Origin of the sequence: Burkholderia sp. Ax-1724, from assembly GCF_011752995.1 — a bacterium.
In the GTDB taxonomy this organism is placed as follows: Bacteria; Pseudomonadota; Gammaproteobacteria; order Burkholderiales; family Burkholderiaceae; genus Paraburkholderia.
In genome coordinates this window covers 94,587-119,373 of record NZ_VWWL01000016.1, presented here as the reverse complement: position 1 = coordinate 119,373, position 24,787 = coordinate 94,587, and the positions used below count along the sequence as shown (strand labels likewise).

Below are 24,787 nucleotides of genomic sequence, written 5' to 3'. Positions count from 1 at the left end.
TGGCGATGAGAAATTCATGGGCCGTTGCTGCAGCAGCGTGTACTCTTGCGGCCGCCATTCCGGCGCGCGCACAATCTTCCGTGCAACTCTGGGGTGCGCTCGATGCGGGGGTCACAATAGTCACTAATCAGAAGGGCGGCCATAACTACACGATGGATAACGGCATCGCGATGCCGAACCTGTGGGGCCTGCGCGGCACGGAAGATCTCGGCGGCGGTAACAAGGCAATATTTGAATTGATCGACCAGTTCAATCTCGGAACCGGCGCAATTTTTCCAACGAACGGCGGCGGACTTTTTGGCCGTAACGCTTATGTGGGTCTGTCGAGCGATCAGTACGGGAAACTGACTTTTGGAGAACAGTACGACTTCATGATTGACTCGTTGCTGCGCTTTGACAATTCGATCTACATCGCGGGATTGTACGGTTTTCGGGAGGGACCATTTTCGGGCCTTGGCATTCCGGGAAATTCCTCAGGGAACGCGAATTTCGACCGCATGTCGGGCACCGCCATTTCCAACTCGGTGAAATACACGACGCCAACGTACTATGGATTCTCAGCCGGCATGCTTTACAGCTTTGGCGGTGTGCCTGGCGCGATCGCGCAGAACGACGGTAAGAGTTTCGGCGCTAACTATGCCAATGGGCCTTTTTCCGCGGGTGTGGCGTATACGTACCAACGGTATGCGCAGCTTGCGAACGGCATGGCAGGGATACGAAATTTCGGGGCCGGCGCCGAATACAAATTCGGTCTGGCCGCGCTTAACGTCTTGTACACGAACACAAAAAACACAGCCAACAACGCAACCATCAACGTATATCAGATCGGTGCGCACTACCAGATTACGTCGGCACTTTCAGTTGGTGGAGACTACGAATTGATGAAAGGCAATGCCGTGCTTGCCAGCGACAAGGCTAACCAGTTCTCAGTGGGCGTTCGATATGCATTGTCCACGCGCACGGTACTTTATACAGAAGCCGTGTATCAGAAGGTGAGTGGCGACAACGACCCGCAGGCATGGATCATGGCAGTGTCGAGTGCGTCGAGCAACGACAGGCAACTGTTGACGCGAGTCGGGATATTGCATCGGTTTTGAGAGCGGAAATATGGCGTCCCAGGACGCCACATTTTCAGTCGAAGTGTTTGAGTAATGTGCGGCCATACTGGTTGTTGCCTTCGACCAGCTGCATCATCATCCGGATGAATTCAATGCGCTCCTTGGCGTCCAAAGGAGCCAGAAATCGGACCTGAGCTTCGCGCATGCTCTCATACATGTCATTCATGACGCGCTGCCCCTTGCTGCTGATATTGGCGATTTTCTGGCGTCCATCAGCGGGACTAGGCTCGCGCTTGACGAGTCCCCGTTCTTCCAGGCGCCGGAGAACGTCGGCCATCGTCGTGCGGTCGACGCCGACTTCGGCGCAGAGTGAGGTCTGGTCGAGCCCAGGACGCTCGCTCAGCGTTGTGAGCAAGCCGTACTGAACCGGCGTAATCGCGAAGTCTTTGCAGCTTTCAAAGAACAGTGCGACGTGGATCTGATTGAGGCGCCGGATCAGGAAGCCCGGACGCTGCCAGAGGTGACCGGTCTCAATCGCCGAATCCGCGACGGCAGTCTTTTTCTCCGTAACTGTACCCATATTCATCCTTTTCAAAGAGTCCTGTCATTCAGGACAAGTGTAACTGTTGTCTGGCGGTGGCAGTCGGTGGCGCTTGCGTCATGGCAGGCTGCGTAGTGCGCGCCTGGGTTGCAGACACGCCGTCTGCAGTCCTTGACGGGACGGCCTGGGGGAACTCCTGTTGCATTCGTTTTTTTTTCGGGATACAAACCTATCTGTCAGTACGCTGATTATTTTACAGCCAAGTTGGCGGGCCGTTGCTAACGGCTGAGATTCCCTTGGTTTTAAGAGTCAACATAAGAGAAGCGTCACGCAGGCATTTCGACCCGAGGATTCGTTAGTGGGCTAGTTCTATACCCTATTTATCAGTGTGCTGATCAATAGGGGTGGCAGTTTTGCCAGGCGTCAACTTTCATGTGTTTGGAGGCAACGAATGAGTACTACCCCTGTACGACCGAATGAGGCTGCCTTGGGCGGGCAGTCGATGTCCTGGCGCGACATCAAGACGCTAGGGCTCGCTTCCCTCGGCGGCGCACTCGAATACTACGACTTCATCGTCGCCGTATTCTTCACGAAGCTACTCGCTACCGTGTTCTTTCCGCCGCACACACCGGAATGGCTTGCCCAACTCGAGGTGTTCTGTATTTTCGCCGCCGGCTACCTCGTTCGTCCGATCGGGGGTATCTTCTTCGCCCACTTCGGCGACCGGATCGGCCGCAAGAAAATGTTTGCACTCAGCCTGTTCCTGATGGCATTTCCCACGTTGCTGATTGGCCTGCTGCCCAGCTATACGATGTTCGGCATGGCCGCGCCACTGCTGTTTCTGCTGTGCCGCGTCCTTCAGGGCCTCTCCGTTGGTGGGGAAGTTCCGGGTGCCTGGATCTTCTGCTCGGAACACGTGCGCCGTGACCGCGTGGGTCTCGCGTGTGGCCTGCTGATGTCGGGTCTTTGCACTGGCATCCTGCTGGGTGCGTTGAGCGCCAAATATCTGATGGGCAATCTCGATGCGGAGAGCCTGAGGAGTTGGGGGTGGCGCATGCCGTTCATCGCGGGCGGCGTCTTTGGGTTGATCTCCGTCTACCTGCGTCGCTACCTGCACGAAACGCCCGTCTTCGAAGCGCTGCGCGCCAAACGTGCCGCTGACTCGCGTTTGCCGCTGTCGGTCGTGCTCAAACATCATCGTGGTGCGATCGTTGTATCGCTGCTGGCCACATGGGTCTTCTCCGGCATCTTCGTGCTGTATTTTCTGTACACACCGACCTTCCTGCAGTCGCAGTTCCACTATGAAGCGAAAGCGGTATTCACCAACAACTCGTGGTCGATTCTGGGACTGATCATAGGCAGCACGATCGCAGGCTGGGTCGCGGACAGGATTGGCGGCGGCAAGGCGTACGCGCTGGGCAGCATTACAATGCTCGTTGTGACGGGCGCCTTCTACTTCGCGCTGACTTCCGGCAGTAGCGCGGTTTGGCCGCTCTATATCGCCGGCGGCTTCCTGATCGGTACCATTACGCTCGGGCCGTACATTATTGTGAAAAGCTTCCCGCCCGAGGTCCGCTTCACGGGTTTTGCACTGTCGTACAACACAGCCTACGCGATCTTCGGCGGCACCGCACCGGCAGTCGCCTCGTACATGGTGGGTCGGCAGGGCATCCTCATGGCGCCCGCCTGGTATATCGCCGCGCTCTGCGTACTCGGCGTCATCATTGGCTTCACCTGGCGTGCTCCAGTCCATGCCGACGTTGCATCCTCACATTGAGGCTGCTGGGCGCATTGGGTCGCCACGGAAATCGCCCTGCGCACCTGCATTTCTTTGTCACTTCGGACAGCTATCGCAAGTTGACCACTCAGTTCAACATCGAAGGTGATCCCCTGATCTGGAATGATTTTGCTTACGCGCCGCGCGAGGAACTGATTCCTCCCGTTACCGAAAAGCAGGGCGGGACGGAACTAGGTTTGAAGAACGATAACTACAGGGAGATCGAATTCGGCTTCGTCGTGATGCCGCTGGTGCAGGGCAGGGACAATCAGATCGTCGAACGTGTGCGCGCTGCGGTTGTAGCGTAACTCGTGGTAAGGGAGCACCCGGTTGCGCTGCGCGGTGCTCCCGTGATTGTCGTCGGATGACATGTATTAGCCTGGACCGGACCTGACAGGTAGTCGGAGAAGCGAAGTAAGGAATGCGATTCAGTGAGGAATCGGTTTCCCCCTGGCGAGTTCGAGTGAGTCGAGGAAGGTACGCCAAGGCGTCTTGACGTAGCACTATCGCCCCTGATGTTCGTGCTCATTGTTGTACCGCTCCGGTGGTCGTGTCACGCTGAAATGCGGCCTGCTGATCGCATAGGCGCGCCATCTCGGCCAGAGAACAGCACGTTTAAACCTTGAACAGAGGTTTCCAGGACCGGAGCAGGTGGCGAAATGCCCGAGCCTGAGGGCTTAATGAGTGACCCTTCCGCCAAACAGCGCCAATATCCATCGTCGGCAACTCAGTGCTAATGTCGCGGCGGCTTATGCGACGTCCCTCTAGCGACCACGGTCTATACACCAAATCAGAGAGAATCGTGACCCCGTGATTCACAGCAACCAGGCTGCGAACCGCCTCGATTGAACGGCTCTGTATGTGGACTTGTGGAGCAAGTCCGTAATGTCCCCAGTACCTGTTGACCGTTGCTATATGCCCATCCATGTCGAGCAGCAGAAATCTTTCTTTTGCAACGTCCTCAAGTGTGACGCGCTCGGCTGCCTGCAGCGGGTGGTCGGGTGCTGTCCAAAGGCGTCTCGGCGAGCGGAGAACGACCTCAAAGGTTAGTTCGTCGGCTGGCGCGACGTTCGATACTAACAGCAGCGCCAATTCCAATTTGTCGTGTATGAGAGCCTCTTCGATATCTTCGCGTGATCGCTCGACAACCTCGATATCCAGGTCTGAAAACCGCTGACGAAGCGATGTGACGAGCGACGGTAGGAGATATGCGGAGATCGTATCCGTCATCCCAACCTTGACGCGGCCAGATATCTGCACTGGAACTTCCTGCGCAGCTGACACGGCATCTTCAACCGAGCGGCTGGCTTGTTGCACATGGCGGAGAAATCTCTCTCCGGCGTCGCTTAGCCGTACGCCTTTTGCATGTCTTAAAAGAAGCTCTACTCCCAGGCTCTCCTCCAATTTTTGGAGTGCGATTGTCATGGACGACTGCGACACATTGCATAGGCTGGAAGATATCGAGATCTGACCCGTGTCGGCGACGGAGATGAAGTACTCGATCTGTCTAAGGGTGATATGAGTGCTCAAGGTGCAACCTCCAATGACCCTGGCGCGAACCCAATGAGGCCGACGACCAGTGTCACAGAAGAATACAACAAACGATATTGAAAAAAACGATATCAGGAGATTAGAAATATGAATTTGGCGATCAAATTGTGACTAGATAGGATTTCTTCGAAATAGCGAAGGAAGGGCAAGATGGAAGTAGAGGAAAAAAAAGGATATTGCACGCTGTGCAGATCGCGATGCGGCACGATAAACACCGTGAAGAACGATGTGCTGGTAAAGGTTCGTCCGGACCCGGACCATCCGACCGGCTCCGCAATGTGCATGAAGGGAAAGGCAGCACCTGAACTCGTGCATAGCCCTAATCGAAAGCTTTATCCGATGCGGCGCACAACGCCCAAAGGGTCGAGCGATCCAGGTTGGATGCGAATCACCTGGGAACAAGCTCTGACAGAGATTGCCGGAAAACTTCTCCAGTTCAAGCGGGAGAGTGGACCGGAGTCAATGGTGTTCGGTGTAAGCACGCCTAGCGGTACGCCAATGAGCGACAGCATTGACTGGGTGGAGCGATTCATCTGGTCTTATGGAAGTCCGAACATCTGCTACGCAACGGAAATATGCAACTGGCACAAAGACTTTGCGCATGCTTTTACATTTGGATGCGGACTTCCTACTGCAGATTATCAGTATGCTGATGTTATTGTCATTTGGGGGACGAATCCGACCAACACATGGCTTGCTCAGGCCGATGCGATAGGACGTGGACGGCGCGCTGGTGCTTCGCTAGTCGTTGTAGATCCACGCCCGACGGAATTAGCGAAAGAGGCGAATGCATGGATGCGCGTGCGCCCGGGTACAGACGGCGCTCTTGCGCTCGGCATAGCCCGCCGAATGATTGAGATTGGCAATGTGGACTACGAGTTCGTAAAAAAATGGACGAACGGTCCCTTGCTCGTCCGGTCTGATAACGGAATGTTTCTTCGCGAACGGGACATTTCTCCGGGATCGTCTTCAAATCGTTACATGGCATGGAACGCTCTGAAGGGACGCGGAGTGCCGGTCGCTTCTGAACTTCAACAATCGCCAGGTGATCTCGCTATCACAGGGGCGTATGAAATACGAACAATCGATCCGAAGGGGCGGACAATTTTCGTCCAGTGCGTTCCGGCCTTTCAGATTTACAGGGACGCTCTGGAAAGTTATACGCCCGACGCAGTTGAGCAAATAACCGGGGTTGAGCGGGCTGTTTTGCTAACTGTTGCGGGCATGTTGAAACCAGGTAAAAGAATTGCATACCACTCCTGGTCGGGCGTGGCTCAGCATACGAACGCCACTCAAACCGAACGAGCAATCGCCACACTTTACGCGTTGACCGGAGCTTTCGACACGCGAGGGTCGAACCGTGTGCTCACCCAGCAGCCTTATAACAGGATAAATGCTTTCTCTTTGCTTGATCCGTTGCAGGCGGCCAAAGCGCTCGGCTTGGGCGATCGTCCTATTGGCCCTGCAGCGCACGGTTGGGTAACAGCTCGAGATGTTTATAAAGCCATTATCTGCCGAGAGCCCTACCAGGTTAGAGGGCTTTTTGCTTTTGGAACGAATATGCTCGCTTCGCACGCTGATGCGGATTCGGCGCACGAGGCGTTGAGTTCGTTGGAGTTCCACGTGCACTGTGACCTTTTCGAAACGCCAACGTCTCGGTATGCCGACATATTCCTTCCCGTGAACACACCGTGGGAACGAGAGGCGTTGCGTTTCGGCTTCGAGATCAATGACAGAGCGGTTGAGTTAATCCAGCTTCGGCAGCGGATGGTCTCTCCCAGAGGCGAGAGTCGGGGAGACTACGAAATTGTTTTCGACCTTGCAAAACGAATAGGGCTGGAAAAAGAATTTTATGAAGGCAATGTCGAAGCAGGCTGGAATCATATGCTTGCTCCGCTCGGATTAGACATCGGTACTCTCCGAGGAGTACCAGAAGGTGTTATACGGCCGTTGGTTCAGAATGAGCGAAAGTACGCTTTTCCGACGGAAAACGGTTTGCGCGGATTTGATACGGAAACTCAACGCATTGAACTCTATTCCGAAAAACTGTTGCGACATGGCTATCCAGCAGTGCCCACGTATGTCCCTCCTAATAAAAACCTGACACCAGAGAATAATGCGAACTATCCATTGATCGTTACTTCAATCAAAAATGGATACTACTGCCACAGTCAACATCGAAGCTTGGCTAGCCTTCGCCGGCGAGCACCGTATCCAGTCGTGGAGATAAGCGTTGAACTAGCTGAAGAGCGAAAAATCGTAGACGGAGATTGGGTAAAAATAAATTCTACTAATGGTTCAGCTCGTTTTCGTGCGCGTGTGATTAAAGCGTTAGCTCGTGATGTCATCGTCGCCGAGTATGGCTGGTGGCAATCATGCGACGAGATTGGCATGGAGGCAATGGCTGTTCGAGGGCCTGGGAACAGCAACTTCAACAAATTGGCGGACGGCACGGCCGGAGACCCTATCAGTGGTTCCTCGCCACTGCGAAGTATTCCTTGCAATATCGATCTTGATCCTTCGTATGACGTTATGCGAAGAGCGTGGCAAGGATTTCGCGATTTTTATGTGGCTTCAATCAAGGCAGAAGCAAGTGGGGTGCGGACGGTTACTTTAGCAGCCGTGGATGGCGGTTCTTTGCCGGACTATTTGCCAGGGCAACACATCACCGTGTCAGTTCCGTCGCTTGGCGAAGAGGGAACAACCCGGGCGTATTCTCTTGTCGGTCCGGCCGTCGAACCCGATCGGAAAACCTACAGTATTTCCGTGCGGCATCAACGCGGAACAGCTCGAAACGGGCAAGCCTTTGAAGGGGCAATGTCAAGCTACATCCATAACGTTCTCAAAGTTGGAGATCGCGTCTCTGTACGCTCACCAAGCGGCATCTTTACGTTGCCATTGACCTGCAGGCAACCGATTGTGCTCGTTGCCGGCGGAATAGGCATAACACCATTTATCTCCTACCTCGAGTCGGTCAAGGACTCCCCCGATGCGCCGGAGACGTTGCTCCTGTACGCAAACCTGAACAGTCGCACCCACGCTTACCGAGAGCGGGTGGCCGAACTAAAAGGGCGCTTGTCGCAGTTCAAGGTGATTGATTGCTATAACCAGCCAGAAGGAGAAACGGCAGGCGTTGATTATGACCTTATGGGTTATTTGACAGCAAAAGACGTCGACGAAGACTTGATTCAAAGGCGAGCCAGATTTTATCTGTGTGGTCCCGATCGGATGATGGAGGCGTTTATTACAGGACTCACCGATCGCGGCGTTCCCTCCTTCGACATCTTCAAGGAGGCTTTCAAGTCGCCTTCCAAGCCTAACCTGGATGCGTCACAGCACTTCACTGTCCAATTTACTCGCTCAAATGTGTGCGCTGAGTGGTCCTCGGAGAAGGGGAGCTTACTATCTTTCGCAGAGAGCTTGGGAATCTCAATGCCCAGCGGGTGTCGAGTTGGACAATGTGAAAGCTGTGCGGTTCGTGTTGTGTCGGGGAAAGTTGACCACATGGGGGGGCATGGACCAGAGGAGGACGGTATGTGTTTCGCCTGTCAGGCTATACCGGCTAGCAAAATTGAGATTGAAGCCTAGCGAGAACCAATCATTGTCAGCAGGATGGTATGGACGATTCCAATCTATTTCCCTTAGCCATTGTAGGGAAAATCAGAAGAATGGCTTAAGGGGCGCGGCGTAGCTGTTTTCACATAATCAGATTATCAAATTGGAGATCGGAGGCAGTCATGGAGCAGATATCAGGCAGAGAATTAGCAGGGGATAGCCGGCAGAACACGGTTGGAACGCTAGAGGGGGTCGCCGCGGCTATGACTCGGTGGTCAGAAAGATGGTTTCCGGATGCGTATATCTTTGCTGCGATCGCAGTTATTGTTGTTGCGGTTGGAGCGATGGCGATTGGAGTGCCAGTTAAAACGGTTGGGCGCGCGTTCGGTGATGGCTTCTGGACGTTAATTCCTTTCACCATGCAAATGGTCATCGGCGCTATCTCTGGATACGTAGTCGCTGTTTCTCCTCCGGCAGCGAAAGTGATGAATCGACTGGCTCGTTTACCGAGAGGGCCACGTTCTGCCGTTGCATTTGTCGCATTCGTGAGTATCTCCACATCGCTCCTGAACTGGGCAATCAGCCTGATCTTTAGTGGTCTATTGGTCCGGGTTCTCGCGAGGCGCGAAGATTTGCGCATGGATTACCGGGCAGCGGGTGCTGCTGCTTACCTGGGCCTAGGAGCCACATGGGCTCTGGGCCTAAGCTCTTCTGCGGCCCAATTACAGGCGAATCCGGAAAGCCTTCCTAAGGGACTGCTCGCTATCACCGGCGTTATTCCATTTTCCGAAACAATTTTTCTTCCACAGTCGTTCTTGGTGGTTGCTGTTCTGACAATAATTTCAGTCCTAATCGCATACTTTTCAGCGCCAACAGGTGATCGGGTACGCACTGCAGTGGATATGGGCGTTGACGTTAGTGACCAGGAGACGCGGTTAAGCGCTCCGGTTCGACCTGGAGATCGGCTTGACCACTCGCCGGTTATTACAATCATGATCGTCCTGCTTGGAGCAGTCTGGATATGGCACGAGTTCACTACGAAAAACCCTATACTCGCGATCTCAAACCTGAACACCTACAACTTTGTCTTTTTGATGCTTGGGATGCTATTGAATTGGCGGCCCAAACGCTTCCTTAATGCGATTGCGAAATCTGTGCCATCTACGGCAGGCGTCCTTATCCAGTTCCCGCTTTACGGCGGAATAGCATTCATCCTTACCAAGGCTGCCGTCCCGTCGGGTGTACCACTGTCCGAGCACCTTGCGCGCTTCTTTGTTGCGATTTCTTCTCACTCCAGCTTCTCAGCAGTCATGGGCTTGCACTCCGCAATATTGGGATTCTTCATCCCCTCAGGGGGCGGTAAATGGATAATCGAAGCCCCTTATGTAATCGAGACCGCAAAAGCTGTGCAGGTTCATCTGGGTTGGGCAGTCACGGTTTATAACGCCGCTGAAGCGCTTCCCAACCTCATCAACCCTTTTTGGATGCTGCCGCTTCTAGGGGTCTTAGGATTGCGCGCCAGAGACGTAATCGGTTTTACGTTTACGCAGTTGCTAGTGCATTTTCCCGTTGTTATCTTCCTTCTTTGGGCTCTGACTAGCACTCTTCAATATCATCCACCTTGGATGCCTTAGAAATCCGGAGAACATAATTGTCGAATTTTTCGACATTATTATTTTATATTGATATGTAACCTAAGCCAAATAGTATGTTATTGCGTCTGAGATGGGATGATTCATGGTAAAAAAGTGAAGCAAGAATCTCTTTTGGAGGCCATGCAATCGCCTGGGGGGCTGAGCTGCACGGTAGAATCCCCTGGTGATTGCTATGGATAACTTATCGGTCTTATGCCAGATTCCGCCAATGTGCGTGGGGCAGTGGAATTGCGAAGGGGTTGTCAGCTATTTGTGCCGGCTGGCCAAAGCACATGCGGTTGCCGTCGATGATCTCGTCAACCGTCGCCATGCTCGGGATACGATTTCCGGAGATGGAGGCACTTTTCCTGGTGGAATCGTAGTGCCGCCGTTTCCCTGTTTGTGCGCGGACGTACGGAAAGGCTCGAAACGGCTCTGGCGATAGCAACAGGACTGTCCGCGGTCCGTTACCTTTCGCTTGCGGCGCTCGTGTCAGTGCTGGACCTGGCTGGGATGGCAGCCGATGGGCCGCGTCATTGTCCCGAATGTTTGCGCGAGAGACCGTATCCGGCGGCGTTTCGCCCGATTCTTTGGGATGTCAGTGTCGTTACCGTATGCCCGCGGCATGCGATGCGGCTCGCTCGTTCGACCTGTGGCAGTCCGCCAGCGCGTCGCCTTGGACTATGGTGGCGACGGCAGGTGTCCGGGGTGTGCGCCAGATGCGGCAGTCTGGGCCTGTCATGTGCAAGTATCGGGGTTGAGCGAGTGACCGATGACGAAATGTGGGTGGCCGCTCAGACCGGGGAGATGATTGCAGCTCTTTCCGGTGGCGAGCGGTTTTCGGCTGATCGCGTCCAACAGGGCGTTCTCGCAATGGCCACTCGCATCGGGGACGGGCGTCCCTATCGCGCGGCGGCCGTCTGCGGTTTCAGTAAAGCGCGTCTGTTCGACTGGGTTCCGCAACCAGCTTCTTGAGCCGCGCATTCTCGTCCTGGAACTGCCTGAGTACGCGGACCTGGTTCGACTCCAGGCCCGCGTACTGCTTTTTTCATCGCTAATACGTCTGCTCGGATATCCCCAGCTGCCGGATCAGGTCCGCCACCGGCATGCCCAGCTCAGCCTGCTTGAGCGCCGCCACGATCTGCTCCACCGGGTACTGTTTGCGTTTCGTCGCCAACCTCCCGTGTCATGGGGAAAATTGCTCCGAAACACTAACACTCATTTCTGTCCAGGATTCCTGCAGCAGATCAATAAAGCGATAGCCGATTTTCCGCGTCAACTATCGCTTAATCCGTCAGGCCCTCACACAGCGGAACCCCGCATAAACATACTGATAATGCGGCTGAAACCAGTTGCGGAATTCCGGCCGCAGCATGCATGCCGCGGTACGCGCCGAACCGCCTTTGAGCACGTAATGCTGTCCGTCGAAGAAGTTGGCCGAATAGCCGGGATAGAACGGAAACGCTTCGAAGCCGGGCAGTGCGTCGAATAACGTCGAGGTCCACTCCCAGCCATTGCCGAACTGACCTTCGACGCCGAACGCGCTGACGTTGTCCGGATGCGCGTCGACGGGTTGCGGGTCCCAACTGCGGAAGTCGAAATTGCCCGATGCCGCCAGCGGCGCGCCATGCGCGGCGCGCTGCCATTGCGCTTCGGTCGGCAGCGTCTTGCCGGTCCAGCGCGCATAGGCGCTCGCTTCGGCGTGACTCACGTAGACGGGCCAATCGAGCGGCAGCGGCACCTCGTCGAACATCGTGCGCAGCGTCCATTCGCCATGGTCGCTTCGCGCCGCGCGTTGCGACCAGCCGGCCGGATGGTCGATGCGCTCGGCTTCGCGCCACGCCCAGTCACGTGGCGACCACCACTTCGGCTCGCGATAACCGCCGTCCTCGATGAACCCGAGGAACGCGCCGTTCGTCACCATATGGCGGTCGACCTCGAACGCGGGCACCTCGACCTGTCTTGCGCCGAACTCGTTGTCCCAGCCGAAGCGGCCGGCCTCGCGCGTCATGCCGAGCACGGCGGTCCCGGCCGGCACGCTCACCATCGACGACAACGCCCCGCGCCGCTCGGGACGCGTCGCCACGGCCTCACGCAATGCGGTGTCCTTCTGCGCGAGCGGCAACTGATGGAACATGTACGCGAGCGTTTCGGCATGCATCAGACGATGCTCGATCGCGACGTTGAGCAACTGCTCTGCTGCCTCGCCGCGAGCCACGTCGCCGAGGTTGTCGAGCGCGTTGTCGATTTGCCGCCGCGCGCGTACCGCGTACTCGCGCACCGTATCGAGCGAGGGCCAGTCGCCCGGCTCGTCGGTCGGATAGCCGCCGCCGACCGGATCGATGCCGAATGCGAAAAGCTGGTCGAGTTCCGGCGCAAACGCGGGCAGATCGAACAGACGCCGGTCGAACAGATTGCGATCGAAGGCTTCGAGGTGGCCGATATAAAACACGATGCGATGACGTTCGCGGATCGGCCGCTCATAGAGGTGTTCGGGTTTGACGACGGCAAAGAGGGCGTCGGTGATTCGACGCGCGTCGATCAGGCGTTGCACGAGCGGGTGATGCGGAGCAGGGTCGCGATTCATTCGCCGGGTCTCCTAAGGCGGTCGAGCGGAGTTAGCGCGAGGCGCTCACTCCTGTCCCACGCGAGCGGCTTGCCACGGGGGACGGTCCAAAAACTCTATCCGCTCGCAGGGCCCGTGCCAAGGTGAAAAGTGCGCGAAAAGCGCACGAAAAGCTGCGAGGAATACCGCTGGAAAAAGACGGCATACGGGCCGTAAGCCCTTTCACGAGCGGGCCGACAGACGGCTCAAACCTGTCGCAGTCCTTCGATATCGACGATGCGAATGTGCTTGCCCTGCGTGTCGATGAGACCTTGCTTTTGAAATCTTGACAGGGTGCGGCTGACGGTTTCGAGCGTCATGCCGAGATAGCTTCCCATGTCCTCGCGCGTCATGCGCAGATTGAATTCGGCCCACGAATAGCCGCGCTGCGCATTGCGTTGCGATACGTCGAGCAGGAACGCGGCGACGCGTTCGTCGGCGGACAGCGAGCCGAGCACCATCATCTGCGCCGCCTCGCTGACGATCTGCGCGCCGAGCAGCTTGTGCATGCGTTCCTGCATCGAACTGATCTCGCGGCACAGCAGCTTCAGCGCGCTGTACGGCACGATGCAGACGCTGCTGTCTTCGAGCGCGACGGCACTGCACGCATGCACGTCCGCGCTGATGCCGTCGAGCCCGAGCGCTTCGCCGGCAAGGCGCAAGCCCGTGACCTGTTCGCGGCCGTCGCGATGGACCATCACCGTTTTCATCGAACCCGAGCGCACCGCGTAGATGCTGTCGAAGTGGTCGCCGCTGCGATAGAGCGCTTCGCCGCGCTGCACGGAACGCGCCGAGCAGATCAGCGTTTCGAGCTTCGACAGCTCTTCCGGCGACAAGCCCTGCGGCATGCAGAGCTGCCGCATCGAGCAACTCGAGCAGCGCGCGGCGGTGCGTGCGGCCGGGGTTCGGCGGCTGCCGCGCGCGGGCGGCGCGCCGGTGGTGCGATCGGCCGTGCCGGTGGCGCGGGGTAGGGAACGGCTAGCAGCGGAAGAGGTCGGCATGGTCTGCGCGCGGTAAGCGTAAGGGTGAATCGATTGTCCCATCCGTCTTTGCACGGGCCGGGTGGCAAAGTGACGCGTGGGCTGGGTAGGCATTCTGCGAAGCCTGCGCGTTCACGCCGGAGCGGGACGATGAGCCGCCGGGGATTGCGCCGGTGGGTTCTCTGCCGGCAGACACGGCGGCCCGGTTGCCGCCAGGCATCGCGTTGTATGCGGTGCCCGGCGCATGCTGCAACAACTCAGGCGGATTCCTTCCCGGTGCCCGCGGCGGACGGAATCAGCAGCACCGGCAGCGTAGCCTGACGCACGCAGCGCTCGGCGACGCTGCCGAGAATCAGCCGCTGGAAGCCGCGCCGGCCATGCGTGCCCATCACGAGCAGATCGGCGCCGAATTCTTCCGCGGCCTTCAGCACGATATCCGACACATCGCCGAGCGATGACGCCTCGGAAACCGCCGGCTCGCCTCGCACGCCCTGGTCGGCCATGGCCTTCGAGAATTCCGCGCGAAGCTCCTGGCCTTCCTCGATCAGCCGGTTGCGCAGAATGGACGGATCGTAGCCGGGCGCCTCGAAATACATCGGCGTGTTTTCGACGACATAGAACGGCCGCAAAACCGCGCCATTGGATTTGGCCAGATCGAGCGCTGCTTCGAACGCACGGCGCGAGGTATTGCTGCCGTCGACCGCGACGAGAATGCGTGTGTACATATCGACTCCGCTTCTGAGAAATGCATTTGCCGCAACCGCTGTGCAACAAACGTTGCAGCGGCCGGGCTCCTCGGTCTTTTATACCAACGAAGCTTAGATGATTGCCGGAAAAGATGCACTCGACCAGGATGTAAATCAAACATTTGCCAAATTTCGCGGCTCAGTCGCTGTGCGACGAGCGTTGCGGCGGCAAGCGCGGGCGATCCCCGGGAAAATACAGGGCGCATAAGTTTTCTCAAGTCGTCACAGGGTTGGCCTTACAATCAGACCATATTCAGACAAGTAGCCCAGTCCGCTGATGAACGATCGTAAAACCAGGGGCTTGCCCGACCAGATTTACGGCGACATTCTCAATCGCATTCTCGAAGGCGAGTACAAGGAAGGCGAGAGATTGCCGACCGAGCATGCGCTCGCCGAGCGTTTCGCGACCTCGCGGCCGACGGTGCGCGAGGCGCTGGCGCGGCTGCGGGCGGACGGCATCATTACGACGCGGCATGGCTCGGGCACGACCGTCGCGCGGCGGCCCGATCCGGACGTGCGCCGCTTCGCGCCGCTCGAAACGCTGTCCGATATCCGCCGCTGCTACGAATTCCGCATCGTGACCGAGGCGGGCGCGGCCGCGCAGGCCGCGCTGAAGGCCGATGCCGGGGACATCGCGGCGATCGAGCAGGCGTGGGACGAACTGGAGCGCATCATCGAAGCCCAGGGGATCGGCGCGAAGGACGACTTCATGTTTCATGTGGCGGTCGCGCGCGCCTCGAAGAACCCGTTTTTCATCACGGTCATGTCGTTTATCGAGGAGCAGATCGTGTTCAGCATGAACCTGTCGCGCAATCTGTCGCTCGTGAAAACGGTGGAGCGGCAGCGGCTCGTGCAGGCCGAGCATATGGCCGTGCTCGATGCGATTCGCCGCAGGGACGCGGCTGCCGCCGAGGCGGCGATGCGCGCGCATCTCGAGAACGCTCTCGAACGGATGTTCGGTTCCTGAGTCGGCGCGCATGCCGCCGGATTGGGTGTCGCGGTGGTCAAGCCACAGCCGGGTTGTTGTCAGGCTGCGAATCGGTGCCACAAACCGGGCTTGGAGTCGGATCGAGAGTCGGGCTTGGAATCGGGCGGAGAGTCGGAGCCGTCGATCAGACGGCGATCAGGGCTGCAAACCGTGACCGTCAAACGGTGTCCATAAACCGGGCCGCGCTCGAATTCGCTTCAGCCGGCGATCAGGCTGCCGCCGCGACCGGTCCGAACAATGCGGTAAGGGTCTTTTCGCTCACTGCAACGTTGAGTGCCACGGCGCGCTCGACGCCGATCTGCATCGGCTCGCCGAGCCGGCTGATGTCGAGGCCGGCGCGGCGCAACATCCGTTCGATCGGTGTGGTTGTCACAGTGACGTAACGTGAGATGCCCATGCGCTGCGCGAAGCGCATGACTTCCTGGATCGCGCGGATCGTCATGTCCGTGAAGCCGAACGACTGTTCCTCGCCGCCGGTTTCGATCGCCCAGCGGCTCAATTCCCATATATGCCGGCCGACCGGCGCGGCCGCGCCGTGCAGCAGCTGCGGGAAGGTGTCCTTCAGCATATTGGGCCCTTCCGTCGGCATCAGGCGCCAACAGCCGCGCAACTGTTCGTTTTCTCCCTGAATCAGCATATAGTGCGGCCCGAGCGCATCGTAGCCGTCGATCTCCATGCCGGCGATGGTCGGGATTTCCCAGCCTAGCCGGCCGTGAAATACCCGGGCCCGCAGGCGGTACATCTCGTTGATGACCTCGTTGTCGAATTCCTGCCGCATTCCAATCCGGATCGTTGTCTGCATGACGTTCTCCTGAACGTGTTGGGGGTTACCAGTACGCAGGAAAACTTATGCATTTTGGGTCGTTCTGCCACCTACCTACCTGGATAGGTGTGGATGCTTATCGGGTCACGCAGAATTCGGACACGTATCCACACTCAACCTACAAGGCTCAAAAATGGAACTCCTCGATAGTCACTGGCAACCGCAAACCCATCTCCAGCCGCGCTCGGCGGACGTTTCCTCGGCAGTGGATCGCGTGCTGATCATTGCCTATCGCAAGAAGAAAAAGGAAAGCCAGCGCCGTTTCTGGGCTCGTTTCGGCGTCACGCAGTCGCGCGGCAGCCGCTTCGAGTCGGGCGCGGAGATTCCGGCACCGGTGTCGATTCTGCTGGGCCTGTATTTCATGAAGACGGTGTCCGACGCCGACCTCGGCCGCGCCGAACGCGTGATGTACAGCCGCGACGCCGCCGCGTTGCTCAACCCGGGTCAATAAGCCCGAGCTGCGCCGCAATCACGGCCGCCGCGCGCCGCGAATTCACACCGAATTTCGTCCTGATGTTCTTCATGTGGAAGTTCACCACGGCTTCCGAACAGTTCAGGATGTGGGATATCTCCCAGGTGGATTTGCCGCGCGCGGTCCATTTCAGGCATTCGCGCTCGCGCGGCGTGAGCTTGGGCAGCAACGTCTGGGCATGCGTATTCAGATGCCGCTGACTCGTGTCGATCACGAGATCGCGCAATAACACCAGGTTCGGCAGCACGGCGTTGAGATCGCGCCGGAATTCCTCGGATGGATTGCTGTCGTTGACGAAGCACATCATGCCGGCTTCCTGGTTCGGCCCATGAATCGGCAGCGACACACCGGAGCGCAGGCCGTACGAGCGAGCTTCCTCGTAAAGCGCCTGCTGCGCCGTGGTCGAGAAAAGGTCCGGCGTCCAGATCAGCGGCGCGACGCGCGACAGGCAGTGCGCGACCGTCGGGTCGATATGAACCATTCCCGTATCGTCATACGTCTGCCGCCACGCGGGCGCGTAGGTGCTGCGCAGGTAGGCATCTTCCAGACGCATGGTGGGGCGCGGCAGCATGGCGATCAGAATCCTGTCGAAGCCCCACGTCTCGGCAAGGCCCGCGATCGCGCCGAACCATTCCGCCTCGTCGGCGGCGTCCAGTAGCGGAGCCATTTGCTCGATAAAATGTAGCGTCAATTTTGACTCTCTCAGGCTCGCAAACAACCTATTTGCGGTTAACGGCGGGCCGGTATTCCGAGTCCACCTGTTTTATCCACATAATCTAACACTAAAAGGTGAATTCTCGACGCGACGGAACCACAGCCATGAGACGGACAGTGCCCGTAGTGTCGCGAAAAAACATGCGTATTAAATTTTTAGACCATGCCGGGTTCATAGTCTATTGAAAATGCTCATTACGAAAAATAAAGAAATTTAATGCGTGTTATTGACAAAATTATTGCGGCTTCCTTTTGATTAATCGCAATTATCCAGCTTATTCGGGAGGCGGCTTAATTCGGCAGGGTTGCTGCTGTCCCGAAAAAGAGCCGCGATGACGCGCGAAGCGTCGCGCAGGCGCTATTGTCATACGAAATGGACAATTCGCACCTTGCCGTTGACATGGCTCGGACGGGAGACCGGCCTTGCTTCCGGCGGACCAGGTTGTTTGACATCGTCGCGATGCCGGTGCTACCGTCGAATCCCCCGTCCCGCCTGCCTGCGTGAACGATCATGAACGAAGCTCCGCTCCATGACAGCGAGTTCGCCGCGTCGGTGATGGCCGTGCCGCCGCTCGCGCGCCGGGCCGACTACACGCTCGACCCCGAACAGAATCTCGCGCTGATCCGCCATATCGAGGCCGGCGGTGTGCGTACGCTGCTGTACGGCGGCAACGCGAATCTCTATCACACCGCCGTCAGCGAATACCGTGAGCTGCTGGACCTGCTCGCCGATGCCGCGAGCCCCGCTACGCGCGTGATCCCGGCGATCGGCCCCGACTACGGCAAGATGCTCGATCAGGCGCGCATTCTCGCGCAAACGCGCTACCGGACCGCAATGGTGCTGCCGCCTGGCGGCTTCACGACCGCCGAGGGCGTCGAGACGGGACTCGCGCGGATCGCGGACACGGCGGCCATGCCGCTCACGGTCTACATCAAGAGCGAAAACTACGTGGACGTCGACGCGCTCGCGCGGCTCGTCGAGCGCGGTACGCTGTGCGCCATCAAATACGCGATCGTGCGCGACGATCCCGCGCACGATCCTTATCTGCAAAGGCTGCTGCGCAGCGTGCCGGCCGCGAAGATCATCTCGGGCATGGGCGAGCGGCCGGCGCTCGTGCATCTGCGCGAGTTCGGCCTTGCCGCATGGACCACCGGTTCCGGCTGCATCGCGCCGCGCATGGTGATGGCACTGCTACAGGCGGCGCGTCATGAGTGTGGCAACGAACGGAGCAACGAGCGACGTCATGAGCGAAGCAGCGAGCGGAATAACGAACGAAGCAACGAGCGAGGCAACGAGCGAAGCAATGAACGCAGCAACGGCGGCGACCCCGTGCAACCTCTGTACGACGCGTTTCTGCCGCTCGAAACGCTGCGCGATGAAATCTCGTTGATCCGCGTGCTGCACGACGCGGTCACGTTGTCGGGCATCGCGAACATGGGGCCGCTTCTGCCGCTGCTCAGTTCGACGCCGCCCGGGCATCATGCGAAGATCGCGCAGGCCGCGCACATGCTGCTTGCGCGCGAGCGCGAATTCGCGCACACCCACCCGAATCTTTCTCACACTCAGGTATCCGCATGACCGACAACAGCCGCCGCTATCCCGATGCTTCCATCCGCGTGTTCGACCCGCGCTTCAAGTCGCTGATTGTCACGGCGGCGTCGGTCGAGTGTCTGTATCAGGGCGCGCGCTGGTCGGAAGGGCCCGTATGGTTCGGCGACGGCCGCTATCTGCTGTGGAGCGACATCCCCAACGACCGCATCCTGCGCTGGGACGAAACGACCGGCGCCGTCAGCACGTTCCGGCAATCGTCGAATAACGCGAACGGCCATACGCGCGACCGCGAGGGGCGTCTCGTCAGTTGCGAGCATCTGACGCGGCGCGTCACGCGTACCGAATACGACGGCTCGATCACCGTGCTCGCCGACCGCTATCAGGGCAAGCGTCTCAATTCGCCGAACGACGTGGTCGTGAAGTCCGACGGCTCGATCTGGTTCACCGATCCGACCTTCGGCATCGACAGCTTCTACGAAGGCGAAAAGCAGGCCTCGGAGTTGCCCGCGTGCGTGTATCGGATCGACGGCCAGTCGGGCGAAGTGTCGGTCGTCGCCGACGACGTGCTCGGCCCGAACGGCCTCGCGTTTTCGCCGGACGAGTCGCTGCTGTACGTGGTCGAATCGCGCGGCGAGCCGCGCAAGATCCGCGCGTTCGACGTCGACGCGAGCGGCAAGGGCGCGGCGCTGTCGAACAATCGCGTGCTGATCGACGCGGGTCCGGGTACGCCCGATGGTTTTCGCGTCGACGTGCACGGCAACCTGTGGTGCGGTTGGGGCATGGGTAACGACGAACTCGACGGCGTGCGTGTGTTCACCGCGCAAGGCGAGCCGCTCGGCCATATCGCGTTGCCGGAGCGCTGCGCGAACGTATGCTTCGGCGGGCGGCATCGCAATCGCCTCTTCATGGCGGCGAGCCACGGCTTGTACTCGCTGTATGTGAATACGCAGGGCGTTCGCGGCGGTTGAGCGCGCGGCAATTCGCGAGCCCGATGCAGGCGTTTCGCGCGTAGCGGACGAGCGGCAAAAGAGGGAAGCGCGGAAAGCGCGGAAAGCGCGGCGCCAAGGCGGAGACACCGAGGCATGACGAAATCCTGGAGCAGACGTTGACGAAAAGAAAATCCCCCGAGGAGTTGCGCAGCCATCGCTGGTATGGCGTGAACGATCTGCGCTCGTTCGGACATCGCTCGCGCACCGCGCAGATGGGCTACAACCGCGACGAATACGCGGGCAAGCCGGTCATCGCGATTCTCAATACGTGGAGCGAGATCAACGCGTGCCATACGCATTTCAGGCAGCGCGTCGAGGAAGTGAAGCGCGGCATCTGGCAGGCCGGCGGCTTTCCGATGGAGCTGCCGGTGCAGACGCTCTCCGAGCCGTTCCAGAAGCCCACCACGATGCTGTACCGCAACTTCCTCGCGATGGAAGCCGAGGAGACGCTGCGCTCATATCCCGTCGACGGCGTCGTGCTGATGGGCGGCTGCGACAAGACCACGCCCGCGCTGCTGATGGGCGCGATCTCGATGGACCTGCCCGCGATCTTTCTTCCCGCCGGCCCGATGCTGCGCGGCAGCTGGAACGGCGTGACGCTCGGCTCGGGCTCCGACTCCTGGAAGTACTGGGCCGAGCTGCGCGCGGGCACGATCACGCCGGAGGACTGGCAGGGCGTCGAAGGCGGCATTGCGCGCTCGCCGGGCCACTGCATGACGATGGGCACTGCATCGACGATGACGAGCGCGGCCGAAGCGCTCGGCTTCACGCTGCCCGGCTTCGCCTCGATTCCGGCGCCCGATTCGCGTCACGCGCAAATGGCCGCGCACACCGGCATGCGCATCGTCGAGATGGTGTGGGAGGACCTGAAGCCCTCGGACCTGCTCACGGCCGGCTCGATCGATAACGCGGTGACCACCTGCGTCGCGCTGTCCGGCTCGACCAATGCGGTGGTCCATATGATCGCGGTGGCGCGGCGCGCGGGTATCGGGTTGACGCTCGATCGCTTCGACGAGATCGCGCGCCGCACGCCGGTGCTCGCGAATATCCGGCCGACCGGCGCCTATCTGATGGAAGACTTTTTCTATGCGGGCGGTTTGCGCGCGTTGCTTGCGGAACTCGGCGAACTGATCGATGGCTCGCAGAAAACGGTGAACGGCCGCACGCTCGGCGAGAACCTCGCCGACGCACGCATTTTCAACGACGACGTGATTCGCCGCCGCGCCAATCCGCTGCTGCGGGACAGCAGTCTCGCGGTGCTGCGCGGCAATCTCGCGCCCGACGGCGCCGTCATCAAGCCGGGCGCGGCCGAGCCGCATCTGCTCGCGCATACCGGGCGCGCGGTCGTGTTCAGCGACTACAACGACATGGCCGCGCGCATCGACGACGATGCGCTCGATATCGACGAGACCTGCGTGATCGTGTTGCAGCATGCGGGACCGGTCGGCGCGGGCATGCCCGAGTGGGGCCAGTTGCCGATTCCGCGCAAGCTGTTGCAAAAGGGCGTGCGCGACATGGTGCGTATTTCGGACGCGCGCATGAGCGGCACGAGCTATGGCGCGTGCGTGCTGCACGTGGCGCCGGAGTCGTTCGTCGGCGGGCCGCTCGCGCTCGTGCAGAGCGGCGATCTGATCGAACTCGACGTGCCGCGGCGCAAGCTCGACGTGCTCGTGTCCGACGACGAACTCGCGCGCCGCAAGGCCGCGTGGGTCAAGCCCGAGCCGCGTTTCGCGCGTGGCTACGGCGCGCTGCATCAGACCCATGTGTTGCAGGCCGACCGCGGCTGCGACTTCGATTTTCTGCAACGCGGCGGCGCGCAGGACCCCGCGGCCGGTGCCACCGGCGAGGGCCGCGCGGGCGAGCCGGAGATTCACTGAGGCGCGTGTCGATATGCCACGGATAGGCCACGCGATACCTGCGCCGCCTCCGCACGCGAAACGCCAGGGCGCGAGATATTGAAACGCCGCGTGCTTGCCTGTTGATTGATTAAGCGGAATAAACGCGGCAATTCAAACGCGAGCCCGTGTTGCAATACGGGCTCGTCGCTTATTTCAGCCGGTGTAATTCGATCACGCGCGTGGGCCGCAAATGATTGAGCGCGTAATGAATGCGGCCACGCTCCTGACGTTGCCCGACGGGGCGTGGATCATCGTATTGATGGTCCGCCGAATAGGCGCCCTGCGGTGCGGTCATGCCCTTGTCGATGACCGCATAGCCCGGTTCGAGCGCAAGCAGCAGATGATTGCCGCCGGGCCGGCTGTCGAAGCCGGCCATGCCGTCGAGCGCCTCGGGCACGCTGTTCGCGAGCGTCGCATTGCTCGTGATGATCTCGTCCGGCGAGATCGGACTGTGGCCCGCGATGCGCGCGGCTTCGAGGTTCTTGCCGTCGGTGTCGACGGTGCTGTCGTGCGTGCGCTCGTTGTGCAGATCCGTCGATTTCGGGTCCTTCATAGCGGGTTTCGTGCCGGCGTTTTCCGGCCTGGTGATCGCGCTGTTCATCGTGCATTCTCCTGCAGAGGATAGGGTGGAAAGCAGCAAAAGCCGTTCCGGGTGACACGGCGCCTCGGCGCTGAACTCGCGATGCGCATGCCCCGTACTTTCATGCGACGGAGGTTGTCTCGCGCGATCGAATGGCGATGGCGTCCGTGATTCTTTTCGATTTTTTTAATGAACGCCTATTTTCTACAGAGTATGATCGTACTCCGGCGTGCCGTGTACGGTGGCACTGACGCCGCGTTCCGGCTGTTCCAGCATGGCCGGAAATAACTAACAACAAAATGGCCGCGCGACTGAATACATACATGTTACGGGGCTGTCATGGGCGGGTGACACATGCACTTCGATGCTGCATTTACACATCGCGGCTATCTGTTGAATTGCGAACCGGCACGCACGGGCGACGGAAGCTGGCAACCGTATGTGGTGATCTCGCGCTCGAGCGACGGCGAACTGGTCGCCAACCGTTTCTTTCCCATCGAACTCCGCTTCCCCGACGAAGCCGGCGCCATCGCGCATGCCCGCGACTGGGCGGTGCGCTGGATCGACGCGAGCAGCATGACGATCTGAATGGCGCGACCGCGCTGTGCAAGCCGTATCGCGCGGGCCGCGTTAAAACGCGGTAATCTTTGCGGATAACCACTTCGAACCGTGCTTGCCGCACGGCGCTGTCTTTATGTCCAACGTGCCCACCCAGAACTGGGGTCTCGAACAGATCGTCGCCGACCTGCGCGCCTCGCGCGAACAATTGCATCGCACGCGGCATCCGCTCGGCATTCGCGAACTGCCGTCGCGCGACGCGATCGTCAATATCGTGGCCGGCCTGCGCGCGGCGCTGTTTCCCACGCATTACGGCGCGCCCGATCTGACCGACGAAACCGTCGACTACTACGTCGGCCATACGCTCGAAAGCACCTTGCGTTTGCTTGCCGCGCAGATTCGCCGCGCGCTGCGCTTTCTGCCCGAGTTCGGCGAGACGTCGGACGCCGAGTTGCAGGAGCGCGCATTCGCCGTGGCGCGCGAATTCGCAACGCAATTACCGGGCATTCGTGCACTGCTCGTCAGCGACATTCAGGCAGCTTTTACCGGTGACCCCGCCGCACAGCACATCACCGAGATCCTGCTCTGCTATCCGGGCGTATGGGCGATGACGCATCACCGCCTCGCGCATGCGCTGCATCGGCTCGGTGTGCCGCTGCTCGCGCGCTTTATCAACGAGATCGCGCACTCGGCCACCGGCATCGATATTCATCCGGGCGCGACGATCGGGCCGAGCTTCTTTATCGACCACGGCACGGGCGTCGTGATCGGCGAGACCGCGATCATCGGCGAGCGCGTGCGCGTGTATCAGGCGGTGACGCTCGGCGCGAAGAGCTTCGCCGCCGATGAGAGCGGCGCGCTGGTCAAGGGCAACGCGCGGCATCCGATCGTCGAGGACGACGTCGTGATCTACGCGGGCGCGACGATCCTCGGACGCGTGACGATCGGGCGCGGCTCGGTGATCGGCGGCAACGTGTGGCTGACGCATAGCGTGCCGCCGGGCAGCAGCGTGTCGCAAGGCAAGGTGCGCGAAGGCGAGCGCGCTGACGAAGGGCGGCAGTGACGCGTGCGAGGTGGGGTGCGCGCGGTGGGGCGCGAAGTTTGCGCGACTCGCGGCGCGCGTGCCGTGCAGAGTGCGAAGAATGGCGAGTGCCGATGCACGATCGCGCGCGTGCGCATGTGCAACACGGGGCATGACTTCCGCATGAGCCCCGCGTGAGCGGCCTGTAGCGACCCGCTCACCCCACCCGCCAATGCCGCAGCCACGGCAGCCCATGCGCGCCATGCAGCAGCACATGATCGCCGATCAACCACGCCGCGGCCCACGACGCCGCCACCACGATCAGATCGCAGTGCCCGCTATTCCATAGATTCAACGAATGCCGTCCGGCGATCCACGGTACGCCGAGCGGATTCGGCCAGTCGGCGAGCAGATGCATGAGCCCGCCACACGCGAAACCGAACGCCGGCGCGGCATAGAGCGAATGCCCGAGCGAGCGGTACGACAGCACGAGCAAGGCGAGCCATGCGAGGCCCCAATGCGTGAGCGTGCGATGCGTAATCCACAGACGCCGCGCGCGCGACCACCAGGCGACTTCGAGCCAGTCCGGCGCGGTGCCGCCGGCCACGCCGGCGATAAAACTCAGCAGCACGCCCGGATGAAGCAGGCCGCCGCTGCCGCGCGCGACGATCGCCGCCGCGATGACGCCCGCCGCAAAACCGGTTGCATGATGTGCCTTGCTGGATGCCATCGAAACTCGCGACAC

General features: G+C 59.7%; 21 protein-coding genes and 2 pseudogenes. 13 read left to right on the top strand and 10 right to left on the bottom strand.

Going from position 1 to position 24,787, the window contains the following annotated elements; translation table 11 throughout:
- Positions 1-5 precede the first annotated feature (5 nt).
- Positions 6-1,097 (top strand): porin, encoded by a 1,092-nt coding sequence (locus tag F3J19_RS19820; protein ID WP_167044756.1) that lies wholly within the window; start codon positions 6-8, stop codon positions 1,095-1,097.
- A gap of 34 nt (positions 1,098-1,131) precedes the next feature.
- Here the strand turns inward: F3J19_RS19820 and F3J19_RS19815 are convergent, their stop codons facing one another.
- Complete coding sequence (locus F3J19_RS19815; protein WP_240159093.1) at positions 1,132-1,644, bottom strand: MarR family winged helix-turn-helix transcriptional regulator; 513 nt, start codon at positions 1,642-1,644, stop codon at positions 1,132-1,134.
- A gap of 406 nt (positions 1,645-2,050) precedes the next feature.
- Here F3J19_RS19815 and F3J19_RS19810 point away from each other — a divergent pair, with 406 nt between their 5' ends.
- Positions 2,051-3,376, top strand: coding sequence for an MFS transporter (locus F3J19_RS19810; RefSeq protein WP_167044750.1), 1,326 nt, complete (start codon positions 2,051-2,053; stop codon positions 3,374-3,376).
- Positions 3,376-3,684, top strand: a pseudogene (locus F3J19_RS19805) (catechol 1,2-dioxygenase); the annotation flags it as partial. The gene F3J19_RS19810 and the pseudogene F3J19_RS19805, both read left to right, overlap by 1 nt.
- Before the next feature lie 307 nt (positions 3,685-3,991).
- On the opposite strand, the gene F3J19_RS19800 reads toward F3J19_RS19805, so the two are convergent.
- Complete coding sequence (locus F3J19_RS19800; protein ID WP_167044747.1) at positions 3,992-4,906, bottom strand: LysR family transcriptional regulator; 915 nt, start codon at positions 4,904-4,906, stop codon at positions 3,992-3,994.
- Positions 4,907-5,077: 171 nt separating this feature from the next.
- On the opposite strand from F3J19_RS19800, the gene F3J19_RS19795 reads away from it, so the two are divergent.
- The 3 genes from F3J19_RS19795 to F3J19_RS32690 all read left to right on the top strand — a co-directional run bounded on the left by F3J19_RS19795 (position 5,078) and on the right by F3J19_RS32690 (position 11,091).
- Entirely contained in the window at positions 5,078-8,515 is a 3,438-nt protein-coding gene (locus tag F3J19_RS19795) for a molybdopterin-dependent oxidoreductase (protein WP_167044744.1), read from the top strand.
- 149 nt (positions 8,516-8,664) lie between these two features.
- Positions 8,665-10,116: a TIGR00366 family protein gene (locus F3J19_RS19790; RefSeq protein WP_167044741.1), complete on the top strand. Its 1,452-nt coding sequence runs from the start codon at positions 8,665-8,667 to the stop codon at positions 10,114-10,116.
- A gap of 765 nt (positions 10,117-10,881) precedes the next feature.
- Entirely contained in the window at positions 10,882-11,091 is a 210-nt protein-coding gene (locus F3J19_RS32690) for a hypothetical protein (protein ID WP_240159104.1), read from the top strand.
- On the opposite strand, the pseudogene F3J19_RS19780 reads toward F3J19_RS32690, so the two are convergent.
- The 4 genes and pseudogenes from F3J19_RS19780 to F3J19_RS19765 form a co-directional block, all read right to left on the bottom strand.
- A pseudogene (locus F3J19_RS19780) lies at positions 11,072-11,293 on the bottom strand (transposase); the annotation flags it as partial. The gene F3J19_RS32690 and the pseudogene F3J19_RS19780 overlap by 20 nt on opposite strands.
- A 117-nt stretch (positions 11,294-11,410) precedes the next feature.
- A complete protein-coding gene (locus F3J19_RS19775) occupies positions 11,411-12,703 on the bottom strand; it encodes an SUMF1/EgtB/PvdO family nonheme iron enzyme (protein WP_167044735.1) in 1,293 nt (430 codons plus the stop codon).
- Between the two features lie 224 nt (positions 12,704-12,927).
- Positions 12,928-13,722 (bottom strand): fumarate/nitrate reduction transcriptional regulator Fnr, encoded by a 795-nt coding sequence (gene fnr / locus F3J19_RS19770; protein ID WP_167044906.1) that lies wholly within the window; start codon positions 13,720-13,722, stop codon positions 12,928-12,930.
- A 236-nt stretch (positions 13,723-13,958) separates the two neighbouring features.
- Complete coding sequence (locus F3J19_RS19765; RefSeq protein ID WP_167044732.1) at positions 13,959-14,426, bottom strand: universal stress protein; 468 nt, start codon at positions 14,424-14,426, stop codon at positions 13,959-13,961.
- 298 nt (positions 14,427-14,724) lie between these two features.
- Between F3J19_RS19765 and F3J19_RS19760 the strand changes: the two genes are divergently transcribed.
- A complete protein-coding gene (locus tag F3J19_RS19760; protein WP_167044729.1) occupies positions 14,725-15,414 on the top strand; it encodes an FCD domain-containing protein in 690 nt (229 codons plus the stop codon).
- Positions 15,415-15,643: 229 nt separating this feature from the next.
- Here the strand turns inward: F3J19_RS19760 and F3J19_RS19755 are convergent, their stop codons facing one another.
- Positions 15,644-16,237 (bottom strand): acyl-homoserine-lactone synthase, encoded by a 594-nt coding sequence (locus F3J19_RS19755; protein WP_167044726.1) that lies wholly within the window; start codon positions 16,235-16,237, stop codon positions 15,644-15,646.
- 154 nt (positions 16,238-16,391) lie between these two features.
- Between F3J19_RS19755 and F3J19_RS19750 the strand changes: the two genes are divergently transcribed.
- Positions 16,392-16,709 carry an XRE family transcriptional regulator gene (locus tag F3J19_RS19750; protein ID WP_167044723.1) on the top strand — a complete coding sequence of 106 codons (318 nt, stop codon included), beginning with the start codon at positions 16,392-16,394 and terminating at the stop codon, positions 16,707-16,709.
- Here the strand turns inward: F3J19_RS19750 and F3J19_RS19745 are convergent.
- Positions 16,693-17,397: a LuxR family transcriptional regulator gene (locus F3J19_RS19745; protein ID WP_167044721.1), complete on the bottom strand. Its 705-nt coding sequence runs from the start codon at positions 17,395-17,397 to the stop codon at positions 16,693-16,695. The genes F3J19_RS19750 and F3J19_RS19745 overlap by 17 nt on opposite strands.
- A gap of 558 nt (positions 17,398-17,955) precedes the next feature.
- Here F3J19_RS19745 and F3J19_RS19740 point away from each other — a divergent pair.
- From F3J19_RS19740 to araD, 3 genes are all read left to right on the top strand, one after another.
- On the top strand, positions 17,956-19,023 hold the full coding sequence (locus F3J19_RS19740; RefSeq protein ID WP_167044718.1) for a dihydrodipicolinate synthase family protein: 1,068 nt from the start codon (positions 17,956-17,958) through the stop codon (positions 19,021-19,023).
- The gene (locus tag F3J19_RS19735) at positions 19,020-19,964 is read left to right on the top strand and encodes an SMP-30/gluconolactonase/LRE family protein (RefSeq protein WP_167044715.1); all 945 of its coding nucleotides are present in this window, start codon (positions 19,020-19,022) and stop codon (positions 19,962-19,964) included. The genes F3J19_RS19740 and F3J19_RS19735 overlap by 4 nt, the downstream gene beginning before the upstream one ends.
- A 137-nt stretch (positions 19,965-20,101) precedes the next feature.
- The gene (gene araD, locus F3J19_RS19730) at positions 20,102-21,862 is read left to right on the top strand and encodes an L-arabinonate dehydratase (protein WP_167044711.1); all 1,761 of its coding nucleotides are present in this window, start codon (positions 20,102-20,104) and stop codon (positions 21,860-21,862) included.
- Positions 21,863-22,031: 169 nt separating this feature from the next.
- Here the strand turns inward: araD and F3J19_RS19725 are convergent, their stop codons facing one another.
- The gene (locus F3J19_RS19725) at positions 22,032-22,484 is read right to left on the bottom strand and encodes a DUF3005 domain-containing protein (protein ID WP_167044708.1); all 453 of its coding nucleotides are present in this window, start codon (positions 22,482-22,484) and stop codon (positions 22,032-22,034) included.
- A gap of 333 nt (positions 22,485-22,817) precedes the next feature.
- Between F3J19_RS19725 and F3J19_RS19720 the strand changes: the two genes are divergently transcribed.
- Together F3J19_RS19720 and epsC are read left to right on the top strand one after the other, a co-directional pair.
- Positions 22,818-23,051 (top strand): hypothetical protein, encoded by a 234-nt coding sequence (locus tag F3J19_RS19720; protein ID WP_167044705.1) that lies wholly within the window; start codon positions 22,818-22,820, stop codon positions 23,049-23,051.
- Positions 23,052-23,157: 106 nt separating this feature from the next.
- Complete coding sequence (gene epsC, locus F3J19_RS19715) at positions 23,158-24,084, top strand: serine O-acetyltransferase EpsC (RefSeq protein WP_167044703.1); 927 nt, start codon at positions 23,158-23,160, stop codon at positions 24,082-24,084.
- Between the two features lie 175 nt (positions 24,085-24,259).
- Here the strand turns inward: epsC and F3J19_RS19710 are convergent, their stop codons facing one another.
- Positions 24,260-24,772, bottom strand: a complete 513-nt coding sequence (locus tag F3J19_RS19710) for a metal-dependent hydrolase (protein WP_167044700.1) — start codon at positions 24,770-24,772, stop codon at positions 24,260-24,262.
- Positions 24,773-24,787: the final 15 nt, after the last annotated feature.

What these genes read in the sequence shown, in the direction of transcription:
- F3J19_RS19820 (WP_167044756.1), top strand. Translation starts at nt 6, where the DNA reads ATGAGAAATTCATGGGCCGTTGCTGCAGCAGCGTGTACTCTTGCGGCC.
- F3J19_RS19815 (WP_240159093.1), bottom strand. Translation starts at nt 1,644, where the DNA reads ATGAATATGGGTACAGTTACGGAGAAAAAGACTGCCGTCGCGGATTCG.
- F3J19_RS19810 (WP_167044750.1), top strand. Translation starts at nt 2,051, where the DNA reads ATGAGTACTACCCCTGTACGACCGAATGAGGCTGCCTTGGGCGGGCAG.
- F3J19_RS19795 (WP_167044744.1), top strand. Translation starts at nt 5,078, where the DNA reads ATGGAAGTAGAGGAAAAAAAAGGATATTGCACGCTGTGCAGATCGCGA.
- F3J19_RS19790 (WP_167044741.1), top strand. Translation starts at nt 8,665, where the DNA reads ATGGAGCAGATATCAGGCAGAGAATTAGCAGGGGATAGCCGGCAGAAC.
- F3J19_RS19775 (WP_167044735.1), bottom strand. Translation starts at nt 12,703, where the DNA reads ATGAATCGCGACCCTGCTCCGCATCACCCGCTCGTGCAACGCCTGATC.
- fnr (WP_167044906.1), bottom strand. Translation starts at nt 13,722, where the DNA reads ATGCCGACCTCTTCCGCTGCTAGCCGTTCCCTACCCCGCGCCACCGGC.
- F3J19_RS19765 (WP_167044732.1), bottom strand. Translation starts at nt 14,426, where the DNA reads ATGTACACACGCATTCTCGTCGCGGTCGACGGCAGCAATACCTCGCGC.
- F3J19_RS19760 (WP_167044729.1), top strand. Translation starts at nt 14,725, where the DNA reads ATGAACGATCGTAAAACCAGGGGCTTGCCCGACCAGATTTACGGCGAC.
- F3J19_RS19755 (WP_167044726.1), bottom strand. Translation starts at nt 16,237, where the DNA reads ATGCAGACAACGATCCGGATTGGAATGCGGCAGGAATTCGACAACGAG.
- F3J19_RS19750 (WP_167044723.1), top strand. Translation starts at nt 16,392, where the DNA reads ATGGAACTCCTCGATAGTCACTGGCAACCGCAAACCCATCTCCAGCCG.
- F3J19_RS19745 (WP_167044721.1), bottom strand. Translation starts at nt 17,397, where the DNA reads ATGGCTCCGCTACTGGACGCCGCCGACGAGGCGGAATGGTTCGGCGCG.
- F3J19_RS19740 (WP_167044718.1), top strand. Translation starts at nt 17,956, where the DNA reads ATGAACGAAGCTCCGCTCCATGACAGCGAGTTCGCCGCGTCGGTGATG.
- F3J19_RS19735 (WP_167044715.1), top strand. Translation starts at nt 19,020, where the DNA reads ATGACCGACAACAGCCGCCGCTATCCCGATGCTTCCATCCGCGTGTTC.
- F3J19_RS19725 (WP_167044708.1), bottom strand. Translation starts at nt 22,484, where the DNA reads ATGAACAGCGCGATCACCAGGCCGGAAAACGCCGGCACGAAACCCGCT.
- F3J19_RS19720 (WP_167044705.1), top strand. Translation starts at nt 22,818, where the DNA reads ATGCACTTCGATGCTGCATTTACACATCGCGGCTATCTGTTGAATTGC.
- epsC (WP_167044703.1), top strand. Translation starts at nt 23,158, where the DNA reads ATGTCCAACGTGCCCACCCAGAACTGGGGTCTCGAACAGATCGTCGCC.
- F3J19_RS19710 (WP_167044700.1), bottom strand. Translation starts at nt 24,772, where the DNA reads ATGGCATCCAGCAAGGCACATCATGCAACCGGTTTTGCGGCGGGCGTC.